Source organism: Saccharomonospora xinjiangensis XJ-54 (assembly GCF_000258175.1).
Classification (GTDB): Bacteria; Actinomycetota; Actinomycetes; order Mycobacteriales; family Pseudonocardiaceae; genus Saccharomonospora; species Saccharomonospora xinjiangensis.
Window position 1 is genome coordinate 362,627 of sequence record NZ_JH636049.1, and the last position, 17,319, is coordinate 379,945.

A 17,319-nucleotide genomic window follows, 5' to 3' on the forward strand; every position below is an offset into this window, starting at 1 on the left:
ACGACGTCGTATGCGATCGCCGCTACGCTGTGCTGGACTGAGTTCGGGAATCCCTTTTCTGCCCGTTCTCCCATTCCGCATGCGAGGTCACAGGAACACGATGAGCAGCAGCACCGTACAGAAGTCCGACCACCAACCCGGACCGAAACCCCTTGTCGGACACGAACGCTCCACCGCACAGATGATCGTGCTCAAGGCGTTCCTGTTGATCCCGTTCGTCGCGCTGGTCGTGGCGATCCCCTTCGCCTGGGGGTGGGGACTGACGTGGGTGGATCTCATCCTCGCCGCCGTCTTCTACACCGTCGGCACGCTCGGTGTCACTGTCGGCTACCACCGGTACTTCACTCACGGCGCCTTCAAGACCAACCGTCCGCTGCGTATCGCGCTCGCCATCACCGGCAGCATGGCCGTGCAGGGCTCCGTGATTTTCTGGGTCGCCAGCCACCGCAGGCACCACGCCTTCGCCGACAAGGAGGGCGACCCACACTCGCCGTGGTTGTTCGGCACGTCGCCCCTGGCTCTGCTGCGCGGTTTCTGGCACGCGCACATGGGCTGGATGTTCAAGCGTGAGGTCACCAACTACGAGCGGTTCGCCCCCGACCTGGTGTCGGACAAGGACCTTCAGGTCGTCAACAAGTTCTTCTGGTTGTGGATCGTGGCGAGCCTCGCGCTGCCCGCCGTCCTCGGTGGCCTCATCACGTGGTCCTGGTGGGGCGCGGTGACGGCGTTCTTCTGGGCCGGACTCGTGCGCATCGCCTTCTCGCATCACGTGACGTGGTCGGTGAACTCCATCTGCCACATGGTGGGCGACCGGCCGTTCGCCAGCCGGGACAAGGCCGCGAACTTCTGGCCGCTCGCGATCCTGTCGATGGGCGAATCCTGGCACAACAGCCACCACGCCGACCCGACCTGCGCCCGCCACGGCGTCCTGCGCGGGCAGCTCGACATTTCCGCGCGCTTGATCTGGCTGTTCGAGAAGCTCGGCTGGGCACACAACGTCCGCTGGCCGAAGCCGGAGCGGCTCGCCGCGAAGCGAATTGCCTAGCCGGTTCGCTCCGAGTCCTCTCCGCGCCGGGCGGGGTGCGGGCGTCCCTGTGGATCGCCACATGTCCCCGCCCGGCGTGCGGCGAAGAACCGCCGACGGCAAGCAAGGCCCACCCGGCTCGCCGGAACGAGACTTCTCCGTGCTCGTGGTTCAGCCGAGCTGGGCGCGAACGGCCGAGGCGAAACGGGACGCGGCGGCGCCCTCGGCGTGCGCGAAACCGAGGTACGGTTCCGTCAGCTCCAGTTCCAGGAGCAGCGGCGCACCGTCATGGCCGGTCACCACGTCAACCCTCGCGTACAGCAGGTCGCCACGCGTCATGCCCAGCAGGCCCGTCGCCGCGTCGAGCGTCTCCTCGGCGGCTGCCAGCTGTTCCGGCTCGGGGTCGGCTGCGGTGAGCTTCTCGGCCCCGGCTGATCCCGCGGAGTCTCCCTCGGGACCGGTCAGCATGGCTGCCTTGGTGAAGGCGTGCGAGTACACCCCGCCGACGAAGACGAGCGCGGTCTCGCCGTTGGTGTCCACGTCGGCCTGGTAAGGCTGTACAAGCGCCGCGCGGCCGTCGTCGTGGAGCGCGCGCACGTGCGCCGTGGCGCGCATCCGCTCACCAGGCCCGAATCGTCTCGCTCCCCGCGAACCCGCCCCCACGGCAGGCTTGACGACGAACTCCCCGTCGGGCCAGGGCACCGCGGCGCCCGGCACCACCACGTCGGTGGGGACGACAGGCACCCCGGCCGCAGCGAGGTCGAGCAGGTAGCGCTTGTCGGTGTTCCACCGCACCACGGCAGCGGAGTTGCGCAGGCACGGCACGGACTCGCACCACGCGAGGAACTCCTCATGTCGCTCCAGGTAGTCCCACGTCGCTCGCAGTACGACGAGGTCGGCGTCGGCGAAGGGTACCTGCGGGTCGTCCCACACTGCCCAGCGCACCTCGGTACCCGCTTCGGTGAGTACCTTCGCGGCACCGTGTTCGTCACCGGTGCCCTCGGGCAGGTCACGGCACCCTGCGAACAGGACTTTCGCGGTCACCGGCGGGCGAGCGGCCCGGCCATCCGCCTTCGGTGTGCCGCACCGATCGCGGTAGCTCCGACGGTTTCGGCGTCCCACTCGGCGCGTTCGACGTCGTCGAGGGCCTCGATCAGCGCCTCGCCTGTTTCCACACTGGGCACCACGACGTCACCAAGGGCACCGTCGTGGCCCACCAGCACCACCCTCGCGCCGGCGCGCCCGATGCGTTGCACGACGGCCTTCGCCGGTTTGCCGTGGCGGGCGACGAAGTCTCGGGCAGCGGCCAGCTGCGCGGACTTGACCGGTGCGGGTGTCGCGGCGTCGGTTGCGGTGTCAGTCACGGCGACAGTGTAGGGCGGCGACAGCGGGTGCCACAGCCTTCGCCGGACGGAAGCGGTCCACGTCACCGAGCGGCGGCCTTGCGCCCTTCGCCCGGCATCGGCGGTGAGCGCGCCCAGCCACACCACGGCCACACCACCGAGAGCGTCGAGCCAATAGTGGTTGCCCGTGGCCACGATCACCGCGAACGTCATGAGCACGTGCGCCGCGCTGGCCGTCTGCGCCCAGCGCGGCGCGGCACCACGGGCCAGTGCCAGCGACGCCCACATCGCCCAGCCGATGTGCAGCGACGGCATGGCGGCGAGCTGGTTCGCTCCCTCCACCATGGGAGAACCCCACGAGCCCCAGGTCCCGCTGAGCCGCACGGTGTCGAGGAATCCCGCGTCAGGCAGCAGGCGCGGCGGTGTCACCGGATACAACCAGAAACACACGATCGCCACGAGATTCAGCACCACGAAGGCGTTGCGGCTCCACACGTACGCCAAGGGCCTGCGCCGGTACAGCCACACCAGGGTCACCAGCGTGACGGCGAGGTAGCTGAACGCGTACTCGTAGTTGGCCACGACCATGAGCCAGCCCTGGTCGGCCAGCCAGTGGTTGACCGCGCGCTCGAAGTCGGTGTGGAACACGGCTTCGAGCGCGAGAATGTTCTCACCGTTGGTGACGGCACGCCGCTCATGACCGGGCAGCGGGAGCCCGCCGAGCAGCGCGTACACGCCGAAGAGGGCGAGTCCGAGCAGGATCTCGGCCCACCACCTCGGAGGGACGCGCTGCCTCGGCGCATCCGGGGTGGTGCTCGTCACCGACCCTGCCGTGAGCACATTCTCGGTCTACCACGCGGGGCGTGGCGCCGCGTACGAACGCGACCTGGCGAGTGACGGCAGGGACTCCGTCAGGCGGGGGTGGCGGCCGGTGCCGGGGTCGGCCTGCGGGCGAGCCGGAGTGTCACGTCGGGCAGCGAGCGCAGCCTGCGCCAGCCGTGGGCCGCGCAGACCGCGATGGTCAGCGCCGTCAGCAACCCGCTGAACACGCCGCGGGACAGCAGCCCGGCGTCGATGCTCCACTGCAAGAAGCCCCAGGTCATGGCGGCGTCGAGCAGCCGAGACCCGCCCCACATCAGCGCGACGTTGACGAACACCTTCTGCACTCGCCGGTGGGCGAAGAGTTCGGCTGGCAGATGCACGAAGTCGCGGGCGAGTCGCGCCGTGATGGGTCTGCCCAGCACGGCACTGCCGACGAACAGCAGGAACATGAACAGCGAGCCGACGACAGGCTGGAGCACGTAGACGACGGCACTGGACGTGACGAGCGCGAACAACGCGCGCGCCACGAGCATGCCGGTGGCCAGCAGCAGCGTGTGCGGCACCTTCCTCCGCATCAGGCCACGCAGGCCGATGACGAAGGCGCTCCAGCCGAGTACGGCCAGCAGACCGGGGACGAGGCCTGCCAGGTTCAGCAGGAGCATGAACAACAGAGTGGGAACGACCGCCGTCTCCAATGCCATGACGATGGCACGAGTGATGGTGGCCCTCAGGTGGGGGATCTCGATGACCAGGTGCCGGTCATCGGACGGCTCCGGGACGAGGTGGGGCACGATGAGGGATCTTTCGGGTCGGGGCCAGGCCGGGGAGGCATGACACCAGGCGGACGTGTCCTCCATCAGGATGGCTCACCCACCTGGTTCGTGTCCTAAACGTTACCTCTAATGGGGTAAACGCCGTGTGTCGCTGTGCTGCGCGTCTCCATTCGAACAGCGGGTGAGTGGGCGAGGCCGGACGCTCCCACGATCAGCAGGACGCCCGCGACCGCCACGGCGGCGAGCGGGCCGGGTTCGGTGCTCGGCACAGCGCCGAACACCAGCAGCCCGATGGTGAAGCTCACGACCGGGTTCACGGTGGACATCACGGCCACCGCGGCGGAGAGCGAACCGGACCCGTAGGCCTGGTGCCCGAGGACGAGTCCCGACAGCGTGGTGACGGCGAGCAGGTAGCCCGGCCAGTCGGTGGCCGTCGCGAGCACTCCTTCGCTGATCAGGCTGTCGGCGGTGAGCTTCATCATGGCGGCGCTGAGGGCATAGCAGATGCCCGCGCACGCCGCGACGAGCGCGCTGTAGGCGAGCGGGCCGCGATTCTGCGCGAGTTGCAGCAACGCGGCGATGGTCAGTGCCGCCACCACGAGCGCGACTACGAGCCGTCCCCGGTCGGGGTCGCCCTCCATCGGCGCCGCGCCCTCTACCGAGAGGAACAGCGCGACGCCTCCGCTGATGGCCAGCGCCGCGAGCCAGTCGCGCAGCGGCGGCCACCGGCGCACGGCGGCGGACGCCATGGGCAGCGCGAAGAGCAGCTGGGTCACCAGCAGCGGCTGCACCAAGGCGACCGAGCCGAAGTGCAGGGCGGCCGCCTGACAGGCGAACCCGCCGAGGTTGGTCGTCCAGCCGGCGAGCCAGACCCGCTGCCGCAGCAGCCGCTGGAACAGCCACAACACCGGAATCCGGTGGTTACTCGCCCTGTGCTCGGAGTCGGAGTCGGCCGCGGACAACACCGCACGGCGCTGCAAAGCGGCCGAGGCGGCGAACAGGAACGCCGCCGTGAAACCGAGAGCGACAGGCAATACCACGGTGAGGACCAGCGTCGAAAGGGCTCGCGTGATTCCCGGAAAACGCCCCCGTGTGGGGACCCGCACTCCACGGTACGCCGCGGCGGCCCGCCGTGTCCGGGCCCTCGGGAATGATCAAGCCGGTGAGGCCGTACGGTCACATCCCACCCATGCACGAGGAGGACAGGAATGGTCACGGCGATTCGTATCCAGCGGACCGGAGGGCCGGACGTACTCGACGTCGCCGACGTGGAAATCGGCGAGCCAGGGCACGGGAAGGTCCTGGTCGAGGTGAGCGCCGCCGGGGTGAACTACATCGACACCTACCAGCGCAGCGGCCTGTACCCGGTTCCGCTGCCCTACACGCCGGGTCTCGAAGGCGCAGGGCGGATCATCGCCGTGGGGGCGGGGGTCACGGGACTGTCGGTCGGCGACAGGGTCGCGTGGCAGGGCAGCCCCGGCTCCTACGCCGAGCAGGCCGTCGTGCCTGCCGAGATGGCGGTGCGGATTCCCGAAGGTGTGACCGACGAATCGGCCGCTGCCGTGATGCTTCAGGGCATCACCGCGCACTACCTCACCGCGTCCACCCACCGCGTGAGGGAGGGCGAGACCGTGCTGGTGCACGCGGCGGCCGGAGGGGTCGGCCTACTGCTCACACAGCTGGCGAAGGCGAAAGGCGCGCGGGTCATCGGCACGGTCTCCACGCCGGAGAAGGAGCAGCTGGCGCGGGAGGCGGGCGCCGACGAGGTCATCCGGTACACCGAACGGGATTTCGTCGCCGCCACGCGGGAGTTCACCGGCGGTGAGGGCGTCGATGTGGTCTACGACGGCGTCGGCGCCTCGACCTACGAGGGCAGCCTGTCCTGCCTGCGGCCGAGGGGTCTGCTCGCGCTGTTCGGCGCGTCGAGCGGCCCGGTGCCCCCGATCGACCCGCAGCGGCTCAACAAGGGCGGCTCGCTGTACCTCACCCGCCCGACCAGCGCCGACTACACGCGCAGCCGGCAGGAGATCGAGTGGCGGGTTGGCGAGCTGTTCGACGGGATCGCCAACGGCACGCTGAACGTCCGGATCGGTGCCAGGTACGCGCTGGCCGACGCGCGGAAGGCCCACGAGGACCTGGAAGGGCGCCGCACCACGGGCAAGGTGCTGCTGCTGCCCTGACGTGGGCAGGTCGTGAGTGGACGGGCGAGGGGCCGCGTCCACTCACGACAGCGCCGTCACTGCTGTGGCGCGATGTCCACGACCTCGGCGACGACCACGAGCGTCTCACCGGCCAGCGGGTTGTCACTGTCCTGGGCGAAGCCCATGTCCTCGGGCACCACGATCAGCCGCCGCGTGCCCTGCTGGGCTCCCTGCAACGCCTCATTCCAGCCCTCGAACTCCGGCTGCTGCTCGCCGAGCTGGACGCTCAGCACACCGAGCTGGCCGAAGGAGTTCTCCTTCACCTCGCCGTCGGACCACGCGACGATCGAGTAATCGACGTCGAGCTGGTCACCTTCGGCCGCGGCCTCGCCCGAACCCGCCTGCAATTCGCGGGTCAGCAGCTTGGCCGGTTCCGCGCAGTCCTGAGGAATGGTGACCTGGTAGCCCTCACCCTCCGAGGACTGCGTGACCTTGATGTCCTCTGCCGTGCAGGGCTCACCCTGGCCCTGCCCCTGGTCCTGCGGGGCGGACGACGTCGGCTGCTGCGTTCCGGGCTGCGCCGCCTGCTCCGACGGTGTGGGTTCGGCTCCCGGAGGCAGGTCCGAGGGCTGCTCGTTGGGCGGCGAGCACGCCGCGAGCGCCGCGGCGACGGCCGCCACGGTGATGATCTTGCCAGCGTTGCGCATGGTTGACACCCTATCCGGCTGCCCGCGAGGCGCCTTGCTCGCCTGAGAGTGCGGGCATCGGCGGTGCCGTGTGGACGATGCCGAGCCGCTGTGTCGCCCGCGTCAGTGCCACGTAGACGTCGTTGAGGCCCCGCGCCGTCGCCGTGGCGATGCTTTCGGGGTCCACGACGATCACGGCGTCGAACTCGAGGCCCTTCGCCCTGTCCACGGTCAGCACGGAGACCCTCGGGTTGTCGCCCGTGTCGTCGGCTCCCGCGGCGGCCTGGACCTCGGCGAGCTCGGCCGACAACGGCCCCTCAAGAGCCGCTGGGCACAGCACGGCCAGTGTTCCGCCTCCGCGTTCCTCCGTGAGCGCGGCCAGTTCCTCGTCAACCCAGCGGCGGACATCGGCCGTCACCGAACCGGGCGAACTCGATCGCCGCCACGGCTCGATGCCCGACTCGCGAACCGACGTCGGCGCCGTCAACCCGGGGTCGATGTCGGCGAGTACCGCCGAGGCCAGTTCCATGATCTCGGCGGGGGTGCGGTAGTTCACGGTCAGCTCACGCAGCCGCCAGCGGTCCTCGACGTACGGCCGCAGCACGCGGTCCCACGACGACGTTCCGGCGGCCGACCCCGTCTGCGAGACGTCGCCCACCAGCGTCATCGACCGGCTGGGACAGCGGCGCATGAGCACCCGCCAGTCCATCTCCGACAGCTCCTGTGCCTCGTCCACGATGACGTGCCCGAACGTCCAGGAGCGATCCAGTGCCGCGCGCTGGGCGGCGGTGAGGTCGCTGCGCGCCTCCTGCCGTTCGGCCAGCAGTTCCGCGTCGAGGACATCCCGCACCCGCACGACCTCTTCGTCGAGGATCTCCTCGTCCTGTTCGAGGACGTGCAGCACACCTTCGGCGTAGGCGCGTTCCTCCCTGCGCTGCCGCTCCCTGCGGGCGCGGGCCTCGGTGTCGTCCTCGCCGAGCAGTTCGGCGAGTTCGTCGAGCAACGGCACGTCGGCGGCCGTCCACAACGATCCCGGCCTGCGCAGCAGCGTCCGCCACTCCGCCTCGGTGAGCACTCCGCTCGCGGCCGAGGCGAGGCGTTCGGTGTCGGTGAGCAGGTCGCTGAGCAACTCCTGCGGCGTCAGTTTCGGCCACAACTCCTGCAACACGGCCTGCACCGCAGGGTCCTCGGCGAGTTCCTGCCGGATGGTGGCGCGGTCGCGGGAGTCGAGCATGGGGCCGCTGTCCACCTCGTCTCCGGACAGCGGGATCTCGGGGAGATCGTCGAGAACATGCGACTCCAGCTGGTTCATCGACACCTCGACCAGAGCGTCGAGCACGCGGTCGGAGAACACCCTGCGGGCCAGGTTGTGTGGCCGGAGTGTCTCGCGTGCCTTCGACCTGGCCAACTCGCAGGTGGCGCGATCGAGGACCAGCACCTCACCGCCCTCGACCGTCACCTCAAGGACGTCCTCTGGCACGATCTGCCTGTCCCGCACGGCCTTCGCGAGCACCTCGGTCATCCCGATCCTGCCCTTGATCTCCGCGGCCTCCGGGGTGTCGAGCCCCGTGGCGGACAACCCGGGATACAGCTCACCGACGGTGGCCAGCATCACGCCTGTCTCGCCAAGAGAAGGCAGCACCTGCCCGATGTAGCGCAGGAACGTGCTGTTGGGGCCGACGACGAGCACACCGCGCGTGGTGAGCTGCCTTCGGTGGGTATAGAGGAGGTACGCGGCGCGGTGCAACGCGACAGCGGTCTTTCCCGTGCCGGGACCACCCTGCACCACCAGCACGCCGCCGAGGTCGGCGCGGATGATGGCGTCCTGCTCGGCCTGGATGGTGGAGACGATGTCCGACATCTCACCGGTGCGCCTGCGCTCCAGCGCCGACAGCAACGCCGCCTCGCCCGCGAGGCCGAGGTGGTCGTTGTGTTCACCCGCGCCGAGATCGAGCACCTCGTCGTCGAGACCGACGACCTTGCGGCTCAACGTCCTGATGTGCCGCCGCCGCCGGACTCCCTGCGGGGAGGCCGCCGTGGCCAGGTAGAACGGCCGCGCGACGGGCGCCCGCCAGTCGATCAGCAGGGGACGGTAGTCGTCGCTCTCGTCGAACAGGCCGACACGGCCGATGTAGATGGTCGGGTCGTCGTCGGTATCGACGTTCGCGGAGCCGTCGGCGAAGTCCAGCCTTCCGAAACACAGTCCCTGCTCCACGGACTTCAGCGCGGCGAGCCGGTCACTGTAGGTGGCCGTGGCCGCCTCACGCTCCGCCGCGGCCTGCGGCGGGCCTCCCGAACTGCGGAGCGCGTCGGAGAGCCTGCGATCCGCAAGCTCACGCTCGGCGTCGAGCCGGTCGTACAGCATCGAGACGTACCCCTGCTCGGCGGCGATCTCTGCGCTCCTGGCCTGCTCCGGTTCGGAGATCCGGGGATCGAACATCACTGTGTTGTCGGGTTCCCGATGGTGCGGGGACACGGACACAAGCAGCCCACTTTCGCGGTCGAGGGACTCCATGGCGCAGGAATAACGAACGCGGGGCGCCCGTGATTCCCTCCCCACACCATCCGGTGACCGGGCCGTGTTTCACCCGCTCACCCGGAAGGAGCTTCGGGGCACGACCGAACCGGACGCGAGGCGAGCCGCCGTCAGAAGGGCAGCCCGAGCACGGGAAGGCCGACCGCGGCGTCCACGGCCAGCGCGACGAACACGATCATCAGATACGTGTTCGAGCGGTGGAACAACGACATCGGCTTCGCCTTCTCGCCCCGCGAGACCGCGGCGTGGAGCCGGTGCGCGTAGAAGAGGAACCACACGCCCGCGAGCACCGCGAAGGTCGTGTAGATCCAGCTGGTGGCCGGAACCAGCAGCAGCGTCCACGCCACCATGACCCACGAGTACACGAGGATCTGCTTGGCGACGTGCTGCGGCGTCGCCACGACGGGAAGCATCGGCACACCCGCACGCTCGTAGTCGTCGCGGTACCGCATCGCGAGCGCCCAGGTGTGCGGCGGGGTCCAGAAGAAGATCACCCCGAACATCACGAAGGCGGGCCACTCCACGGTGCCCGTGACGGCGGCCCAGCCGATGACCACCGGCATGCATCCCGCGGCGCCGCCCCACACGACGTTCTGCGGAGTCCGCCGCTTGAGCAGCAGCGTGTAGATGAAGATGTAGAACAGGATCGTGACGATGGCGAGCAGGGCGGCCAGCAGGTTCACCGTCACGTAGAGCAGCACGGCCGACGCCGCCCCGAGTACGAGACCGAAGATCAGGGCGTTCTGTCGCGGCACGGAGTCCCGCACCAGTGGCCGCCGGCGGGTCCGGTTCATCACCTTGTCGATGTCGGCGTCGATGACGCAGTTCAGCGCGTTGGCGCTTCCCGCGGCCATCGTTCCGCCGACGAGCGTGGCGAGCACCAGCCAGGGCGACGGGATCTCGCGCCCGGCCAGGAACATCGCCGGGATCGTGGTCACCAGCAGAAGCTCGATGACCCTCGGTTTGGCAAGCGCGGCATACGCGCCGATGACCTCACGCAGACCTCGCCGGCCACCAGCTTCCGACTCGCCAGTGGGATGCACGGCGCTGGTGTGCTCACTGCGCCCGTGCGCAGCGTTCACCAACGACATTTCGCTCCCTGTGCCTTGAATTCGTCTCGGGCGTCGGCATGGACGCGATACCTTGACAGATCGTAGTAGAGCGAGAGCCGACGCCGCCCGGCGGCACCCGGGACGGGGACCCAGGTCACCTTCGGCACGCATACCTGAGACCTCCGGCTTCCCACGGCGGCGCCGCGGGCGACCCGGCGCGTGGCCGTGGCCGTCGATGCCGCGCCCCTGCCTGCCCCGCATACCGGGGCCGCCGTGACGACGAGCCCGCCGGATCCCGTGGACTAGGCTTGCCCTCGAATTCGCCGGTACCCGTCACCGGAGTCCGAGTTGCCGAATCCGCGCAGTCCCGTCCACCGAGACCGCGCACACCGGATTCAGGATCGATTAAGATCGACTGCGGACGGCCACCACCGGGTAACCGGCAACCGAACAGCCCACGCGCGAGACCTCAGGGAGCCGAGTCAGTGTCGGAGATCGCCCCTTCGGAGAACAACCCATTGTTGCGCCGGAACTACCCGGCCGACTGGACGGATCTGGACACCCGCGCGGTGGACACGATTCGCGTGCTCGCGGCCGACGCCGTCGAGCACTGCGGCAGCGGGCACCCCGGCACGGCCATGAGCCTGGCACCGGTGGCCTACTCACTGTTCCAGCGCATCATGCGCCACGACCCCACCGACCCCGAGTGGGCGGCTCGCGACCGCTTCGTCCTGTCGGCAGGCCACAGTAGCCTCACGCTCTACATCCAGCTCTTCCTCGCGGGCTACGGCCTTGAGATGGAGGACCTGAAGCAGCTGCGCAAGTGGGGTTCCGCGACGCCCGGCCACCCCGAGTACCGCCACACCCCTGGTGTGGAGACCACGACGGGACCGCTCGGCCAGGGCCTGGCCAACGCCGTGGGCATGGCCATGGCGGCGCGGCGGGAACGCGGCCTGCTCGACCCGGACACGCCTCAGGGTGCGAGCCCGTTCGACCACCACATCTACGTCATCGCCTCCGACGGCGACATCGAGGAGGGCGTGACCGCCGAGGCGTCCTCCATCGCGGGGCGGCAGGAACTGGGCAACCTCGTCGTCATCTACGACGACAACAAGATCTCCATCGAGGACGACACGAGCATCGCGCTGTCCGAGGACACCGCCAAGCGCTACGAGGCGTACGGCTGGCACGTGCAGGTGGTGGACGGCGGCGAGGACGTCGTGGCGTTCGAGAAGGCCATCGAGGCCGCGAAGGCGGAGACGACGCGCCCCTCGTTCATCCTGCTGCGCACGGTGATCGGCTATCCCGCGCCGACGAAGATGAACACCGGCAAGGCCCACGGCGCCGCACTCGGGGCCGACGAGGTGGCCGGTGTCAAGCGCGTGCTGGGCTTCGACCCCGAGGTCAGCTTCCACATCGACGCCGAGGTGCTGACGCACACCCGCAAAGCGGTCGAACGCGCCAGGGCCGAGCGTCAGAAGTGGCAGCAGGCCTTCGACGAGTGGGCGCGGGCCAACCCCGAGCGCAAGGAACTGGCCGACCGGCTCCGCACCAGGACGCTGCCCTCCGGCTGGGCCGAGAAGCTGCCGAGCTGGGAGCCCGGAGCGAGCGTCGCGACCCGCAAGGCCTCCGGTGAGGTCCTCAACGCTGTCGGCGATGTGCTGCCCGAGCTGTGGGGCGGTTCCGCCGACCTGGCCGAGAGCAACAACACCCTCATCAAGAATTCCGACTCGTTCGGGCCCCAGAGCGCCTCGACGGACATGTTCACCGCCCACCCCTACGGCAGGAACCTGCACTTCGGTGTCCGCGAGCACGCCATGGGCGCGATCCTCAACGGCATCGCCCTGCACGGCGGCACCCGCCCCTACGGCGCGACGTTCCTCATCTTCAGCGATTACATGCGGCCGTCGGTCCGCCTCGCCGCGCTGATGAAGGCGCCGGTCGTCTACGTGTGGACGCACGACTCGATCGGGCTCGGTGAGGACGGCCCGACGCACCAGCCGATCGAGCAGCTCGCCTCGCTGCGCGCGATCCCCGGCCTGAACGTCGTTCGGCCCGCCGACGCCAACGAGACCGCGGCGGCGTGGAAGGCCGCGCTGGAGGACATCGAGGCCCCCACCGGGCTCGCGCTGACCCGCCAGAACGTGCCGGTGCTGGAGGGCACCAACGCCGAGGGTGTGGCCAAGGGCGGCTACGTGCTGGCCGAGGCGTCCAACGGCTCCCCCGAGGTCGTGCTCATCGCCACGGGTTCCGAGGTGCAGCTCGCCGTGGAGGCGCGCGAGGTCCTGGAGGCCGAGGGCACACCGGCCAGCGTGGTGTCCATGCCGTGCGTCGAGTGGTTCGACAAGCAGGACGCGGCCTACCGCGACGCGGTCATCCCGCCGACCGTCAAGGCACGGGTCGCCGTCGAGGCAGGCGTCGCGCAGCCGTGGCACCGTTTCGTCGGTGACGCGGGCGAGATCGTGTCGATCGAGCACTTCGGAGCGTCGGCCGACTACAAGACCCTGTACGAGAAGTTCGGGATCACTGCTGAGGCCGTGGTCGCGGCTGCCCGCCGCTCGCTGGCCAAGAGCTGACGTCGCGGCACACAGTCCGGCGGGTGGGGGCGTCGCGGCGACGACGCGGCGCCCCCACCCGCGAGGAGTCGAAACGTGGGAAGGGATGACGTGATGGGCAACACCGACAGGCTGGCCCAGCTGTCCGGGGCGGGAGTGTCGATCTGGCTCGACGACCTGTCGCGGGAACGGCTGCGCTCAGGCAACCTCGCGGACCTGATCCGCCACAAGCACGTCGTCGGGGTCACCACGAACCCGACCATCTTCGCGTCAGCCCTGTCGAAGGGCGAGGCGTACGACGAGCAGATCAGGGAACTCGCCGCGCGCGGCGCTGACGTGCACACCGCCGTCCGCGAACTGACCACCAGCGACGTCCGGGACGCCGCCGATCTCTTCCGCGACGTGCACACCGCGACGAACGGCACCGACGGCAGGGTCTCGATCGAGGTGGACCCCGGTCTCGCACGCGACACCGAGCGGACCGTCGCCGAGGCCGAGCAGCTGTGGAAGACGGTCGATCGGCCCAACATCCTCGTCAAGATCCCGGCCACGGAGCAGGGCCTGCCCGCGATCACGAGGACACTGGCCGACGGCATCAGCGTCAACGTCACCTTGATCTTCTCGGTGGAGCGCTACCGCGCCGTGATCGAAGCGTTCTTCGCGGGCTTGGAAAGGGCGAAGGCCAACGGCCACGACCTCTCGGCCATCGAGTCGGTCGCGTCGTTCTTCGTCTCACGGGTCGATACCGAGGTGGACAAGCGGCTGGAGGCCATCGGCACGGCCGAGGCACTCGCCCTGCGCGGTGAGGCGGCCATCGCCAACGCCAGGCTCGCCTACGCCGCGTACGAGGAGGCGTTCACGAGTGAGCGCTGGCAGTCGCTGAAGGCGGCGGGAGCCAACCCTCAGCGCCCGTTGTGGGCATCCACCGGTGTGAAGAACCCTGATTACTCCGACACTCGGTACGTGGACGAGCTGGTCGTCGCGGGCACGGTCAACACGATGCCCGAGAAGACCCTCGACGCCGTCGCGGACCACGCGAACGTGCAGGGCGACACCGTCACCGGAACGGCAGCCGAGGCGCAGCGGGTGTTCGACCGGCTCGCCGAAGTCGGCATCGACGTCAGCGACGTGTTCCGCACGCTGGAGGACGAGGGCGTGGAGAAGTTCGACACATCCTGGGTCGAGCTGCTCGACACGGTGCGGGGCCAGCTCGACGCGGCGAAGGCGCAGGGCTGATGGCGGAGCGCACGACGGTCGAGATCACCGACGACACTCTCGCCGGCGCGGCGCGACCTCTGGTTGACCGGCTTGTCTCCGACGGGGTGGCGAGCGCGCTCACCGCGCAGAACGCGACCCTGTGGGGCGAGGAAGCCGAGCCGGAGGCGTCCATCCGGCTGGCGTGGACCACCCTGCACAAGAGTTCCAGGGCGCTGATCGGCGAGATCGAGGCGCTGCGCACCGACCTGCGGTCGGAGGGCATCGACAGGATCGTCCTCGCAGGCATGGGAGGGTCGTCGCTCGCGCCCGAGGTCATCACCAGCACCGAGGGCGTCGCGCTGACGGTGCTGGACACCACCGATCCGGGCCAGGTCTCCGACGCGCTCGCCGGGGACCTGGATCGCACGCTGCTCGTGGTGTCGTCGAAGTCGGGCACCACCGTGGAGACCGACAGCCATCGGCGCATCTTCGCCGAGGCGTTCGCTGAAGCCGGGATCGACGCGGCGAGGCGAATCGTCGCCGTCACCGACCCAGGATCGCCGTTGGCCCAGCTCGCCGCGAGCGAGGGCTACCGGAAGGTCTTCCTCGCCGATCCACATGTGGGCGGGCGTTACTCCGCGCTCACCGCGTTCGGTCTCGTGCCCTCGGGTCTCGCGGGGGCGGACGTCGCGCGGCTGCTCGACCAGGCAGCAGGCATCGCCGAAGCGCTGTCGGCCGACTCACCGGACAACCCGGCGTTGACGCTGGCGGCCGCGCTGGCCGCCGCGCACACCGACGGCGCTGAGAAGGTGGTGCTCACCGACACGGGTTCCGGTATCGCGGGCTTCGGCGACTGGGCCGAGCAGCTCATCGCCGAGTCCACCGGCAAAGAAGGCACCGGCCTGCTGCCCGTGGTGGTCGAGGGCCCTGCGGCACCCGGCTTCGCCGACGCGGGTTCCGACGCCACCACCGTGGCCGTCGGGCCGCGCGTTCAGGGCGCCGCGCTGGCGGTCGAGGGCCCGCTTGGTGCCCAGTTCCTGCTGTGGGAATACGCCGTCGCGGTGGCAGGCAGGCTGCTGGGGATCAACCCGTTCGACCAGCCCGACGTGGAGGCGGCGAAGAAGGCCGCACGCGCGCTGCTGGACAACCCGCAGGCGCTCACGGGCACCGAGGAACCCTCGGCCGTGATCGGCCCCGTCGAGGTCTACGCGGCCCCTGGCGATCAGGCTGTTCCCGCCACGGGCACGCTCGCCGACGTGCTGCGGCAGTTCGTCGGCGGTGTCGCCGACGGCGGTTACCTCGCCGTGCAGGCGTATCTCGACCGGCTCGACGACGCGTCCGCCTCCCTGTTGCGCAGCGAACTCGCCCGGTGTTCGGGACGACAGACGACGTTCGGCTGGGGCCCGCGTTTCCTGCACTCCACCGGCCAGTACCACAAGGGCGGCCACCGCAACGGCAGCTTCCTTCAGATCACGGGATCGGCCGAGCAGGACGTGCCGGTGCCCGGCCGCCCATACACCCTCAGCACGTTGCAGCTCGCGCAGGCCCTCGGTGACGGGCAGGTACTGGCCGAAGGAGGAAGGCCCGTGCTCCGGTTGCACCTCACCGACAGGGCCGCCGGGCTCGCGGACGTCGTCCGAGCCGTACAGGAGCTCACTCGATGAGGCAAGGTTGGTCCAACCCGCTTCGCGATCCCCGGGACAAGCGCCTGCCGAGGATCGCGGGGCCGTCAAGCCTGGTGATCTTCGGGGTCACCGGCGACCTTTCCCGCAAGAAGCTCATGCCCGCGATCTACGACCTCGCCAACCGGGGTCTGCTGCCAGCGGGTTTCTCGCTCATCGGCTTCGCCCGCCGCGAGTGGGAACATCAGGACTTCGGTCAGCAGGTGCACGATGCCGTGGCCGAACACGCGCGAACGCCGTTCCGGGAGTCGGTGTGGAACCGGCTGGCCGAAGGCATCCGGTTCGTGCAGGGTTCCTTCGACGACGACGACGCCTTCGACCGCCTCGCCCACACCGTGCGGGAGCTGAGCGAGGAACGCGGCACCGGCGGCAACACGGCGTTCTACCTCTCCATCCCGCCGTGGGCGTTTCCCGTCGTGACCAAGCAGCTCGCGAGGTGCGGGCTCGCCGAGTCCAGTGAGGACGTCTGGCGAAGGGTCGTCGTCGAGAAGCCGTTCGGCCACGACCTCGACAGTGCCAGGCAGCTCAACACCGTCGTCAACGACGTCTTCCCCGAGGAATCGGTGTTCCGCATCGATCACTACCTCGGCAAGGAGACGGTGCAGAACATCCTGGCGCTGCGGTTCGCGAACCAGTTGTTCGAACCGATCTGGAACGCGAACTACGTCGATCACGTGCAGATCACGATGGCCGAGGACATCGGGCTCGGTGGCCGCGCGGGCTACTACGAGGGCATCGGCGCCGCACGCGACGTCATCCAGAACCACCTGCTCCAACTGCTCGCCCTCACGGCGATGGAGGAGCCGGTGTCGTTCGACCCGAGGGCGCTGCGTGCCGAGAAGGTCAAGGTGCTCGGCGCGACGGAGGCCGTGGGACCGTTCGACGAGACCACGGCGAGGGGCCAGTACACCGGGGGCTGGCAGGGCGGCAAGAAGGTGCCCGGCCTGCACGCCGAACACGGTTTCTCCAAGGACTCCACCACCGAGACCTACGCGGCCGTGACACTGGAGGTCCGCAATCGCCGCTGGGCCGGCGTGCCGTTCTACCTGCGCACGGGCAAGCGGCTCGGCAGGCGCGTCACAGAGGTCGCCGTGGTGTTCAAGCGCGCCCCGCACCTGCCGTTCGACTCGACGTCCACCGAGGAACTCGGCGAGAACGCGCTGGTGATCCGGGTGCAGCCCGACGAAGGCGTGACGATGCGCTTCGGCTCCAAGGTGCCTGGCACCATGATGGAGGTCCGCGACGTCACGATGGACTTCGGTTACGGGCACGCGTTCACCGAGAGTTCGCCGGAGGCGTACGAGCGGCTGATCCTCGACGTGCTGCTGGGCGAGCCGTCGTTGTTCCCCGGCAACGAGGAGGTCGAGCTGTCCTGGCAGATCCTCGACCCTGTGCTCGACCACTGGGCGAAACTCGGCGCGCCGGAACCGTACGAGCCGGGCTCGTGGGGTCCGCCGTCGGCGGAGGAGATGCTGCGCCGCACGGGCCGCCACTGGAGGCGTCCGTGA

13 protein-coding genes are annotated in these 17,319 nt (G+C 69.5%); 6 read left to right on the forward strand and 7 right to left on the reverse strand.

Annotation, left to right across the window (positions count from 1 at the left end):
• Positions 1–100: 100 nt before the first annotated feature.
• A complete protein-coding gene (locus tag SACXIDRAFT_RS01110; RefSeq protein WP_006236609.1) occupies positions 101–1,045 on the forward strand; it encodes an acyl-CoA desaturase in 945 nt (314 codons plus the stop codon).
• Positions 1,046–1,195: 150 nt separating this feature from the next.
• On the opposite strand, the gene SACXIDRAFT_RS01115 is transcribed toward SACXIDRAFT_RS01110, so the two are convergent.
• The 4 genes from SACXIDRAFT_RS01115 to SACXIDRAFT_RS01130 all read right to left on the reverse strand — a co-directional run bounded on the left by SACXIDRAFT_RS01115 (position 1,196) and on the right by SACXIDRAFT_RS01130 (position 5,002).
• A complete protein-coding gene (locus SACXIDRAFT_RS01115) occupies positions 1,196–2,068 on the reverse strand; it encodes an ATP-grasp domain-containing protein (RefSeq protein WP_006236610.1) in 873 nt (290 codons plus the stop codon).
• Positions 2,065–3,189, reverse strand: coding sequence for a phosphatase PAP2 family protein (locus tag SACXIDRAFT_RS01120; RefSeq protein WP_040922370.1), 1,125 nt, complete (start codon positions 3,187–3,189; stop codon positions 2,065–2,067). The genes SACXIDRAFT_RS01115 and SACXIDRAFT_RS01120 overlap by 4 nt, the downstream gene beginning before the upstream one ends.
• A gap of 89 nt (positions 3,190–3,278) precedes the next feature.
• Positions 3,279–4,046 (reverse strand): DUF3159 domain-containing protein, encoded by a 768-nt coding sequence (locus tag SACXIDRAFT_RS01125; protein WP_006236612.1) that lies wholly within the window; start codon positions 4,044–4,046, stop codon positions 3,279–3,281.
• A gap of 29 nt (positions 4,047–4,075) precedes the next feature.
• The gene (locus tag SACXIDRAFT_RS01130; protein ID WP_006236613.1) at positions 4,076–5,002 is read right to left on the reverse strand and encodes a DMT family transporter; all 927 of its coding nucleotides are present in this window, start codon (positions 5,000–5,002) and stop codon (positions 4,076–4,078) included.
• A gap of 168 nt (positions 5,003–5,170) precedes the next feature.
• Here SACXIDRAFT_RS01130 and SACXIDRAFT_RS01135 point away from each other — a divergent pair, with 168 nt between their 5' ends.
• Positions 5,171–6,142, forward strand: a complete 972-nt coding sequence (locus tag SACXIDRAFT_RS01135) for a quinone oxidoreductase family protein (protein ID WP_006236614.1) — start codon at positions 5,171–5,173, stop codon at positions 6,140–6,142.
• Between the two features lie 56 nt (positions 6,143–6,198).
• Here SACXIDRAFT_RS01135 and SACXIDRAFT_RS01140 read toward each other — a convergent pair whose 3' ends face one another.
• The 3 genes from SACXIDRAFT_RS01140 to SACXIDRAFT_RS01150 all read right to left on the reverse strand — a co-directional run bounded on the left by SACXIDRAFT_RS01140 (position 6,199) and on the right by SACXIDRAFT_RS01150 (position 10,416).
• Positions 6,199–6,810, reverse strand: coding sequence for an FKBP-type peptidyl-prolyl cis-trans isomerase (locus SACXIDRAFT_RS01140; RefSeq protein ID WP_006236615.1), 612 nt, complete (start codon positions 6,808–6,810; stop codon positions 6,199–6,201).
• A 10-nt stretch (positions 6,811–6,820) separates the two neighbouring features.
• On the reverse strand, positions 6,821–9,229 hold the full coding sequence (locus tag SACXIDRAFT_RS01145; protein WP_198284341.1) for a HelD family protein: 2,409 nt from the start codon (positions 9,227–9,229) through the stop codon (positions 6,821–6,823).
• 206 nt (positions 9,230–9,435) lie between these two features.
• Complete coding sequence (locus SACXIDRAFT_RS01150; RefSeq protein ID WP_006236617.1) at positions 9,436–10,416, reverse strand: heme o synthase; 981 nt, start codon at positions 10,414–10,416, stop codon at positions 9,436–9,438.
• 446 nt (positions 10,417–10,862) lie between these two features.
• Between SACXIDRAFT_RS01150 and tkt the strand changes: the two genes are divergently transcribed.
• From tkt to zwf, 4 genes are all read left to right on the forward strand, one after another.
• Positions 10,863–12,953 (forward strand): transketolase, encoded by a 2,091-nt coding sequence (gene tkt, locus SACXIDRAFT_RS01155; RefSeq protein WP_006236618.1) that lies wholly within the window; start codon positions 10,863–10,865, stop codon positions 12,951–12,953.
• A 93-nt stretch (positions 12,954–13,046) separates the two neighbouring features.
• A complete protein-coding gene (tal, locus tag SACXIDRAFT_RS01160) occupies positions 13,047–14,168 on the forward strand; it encodes a transaldolase (protein ID WP_040921998.1) in 1,122 nt (373 codons plus the stop codon).
• Positions 14,168–15,793: a phosphoglucose isomerase-related protein gene (locus SACXIDRAFT_RS01165; protein ID WP_006236620.1), complete on the forward strand. Its 1,626-nt coding sequence runs from the start codon at positions 14,168–14,170 to the stop codon at positions 15,791–15,793. Before tal ends, SACXIDRAFT_RS01165 begins: the two co-directional genes overlap by 1 nt.
• Complete coding sequence (gene zwf, locus SACXIDRAFT_RS01170; protein WP_006236621.1) at positions 15,790–17,319, forward strand: glucose-6-phosphate dehydrogenase; 1,530 nt, start codon at positions 15,790–15,792, stop codon at positions 17,317–17,319. Before SACXIDRAFT_RS01165 ends, zwf begins: the two co-directional genes overlap by 4 nt.

Bases quoted from the DNA above. Each gene is read 5' to 3' on its own strand.
- SACXIDRAFT_RS01110 (WP_006236609.1), top strand. From the start codon at position 101: ATGAGCAGCAGCACCGTACAGAAGTCCGACCACCAACCCGGACCGAAA.
- SACXIDRAFT_RS01125 (WP_006236612.1), bottom strand. From the start codon at position 4,046: ATGGAGGACACGTCCGCCTGGTGTCATGCCTCCCCGGCCTGGCCCCGA.
- SACXIDRAFT_RS01135 (WP_006236614.1), top strand. From the start codon at position 5,171: ATGGTCACGGCGATTCGTATCCAGCGGACCGGAGGGCCGGACGTACTC.
- SACXIDRAFT_RS01140 (WP_006236615.1), bottom strand. From the start codon at position 6,810: ATGCGCAACGCTGGCAAGATCATCACCGTGGCGGCCGTCGCCGCGGCG.
- SACXIDRAFT_RS01145 (WP_198284341.1), bottom strand. From the start codon at position 9,229: ATGTTCGATCCCCGGATCTCCGAACCGGAGCAGGCCAGGAGCGCAGAG.
- SACXIDRAFT_RS01150 (WP_006236617.1), bottom strand. From the start codon at position 10,416: ATGTCGTTGGTGAACGCTGCGCACGGGCGCAGTGAGCACACCAGCGCC.
- tal (WP_040921998.1), top strand. From the start codon at position 13,047: ATGGGCAACACCGACAGGCTGGCCCAGCTGTCCGGGGCGGGAGTGTCG.
- SACXIDRAFT_RS01165 (WP_006236620.1), top strand. From the start codon at position 14,168: ATGGCGGAGCGCACGACGGTCGAGATCACCGACGACACTCTCGCCGGC.
- zwf (WP_006236621.1), top strand. From the start codon at position 15,790: ATGAGGCAAGGTTGGTCCAACCCGCTTCGCGATCCCCGGGACAAGCGC.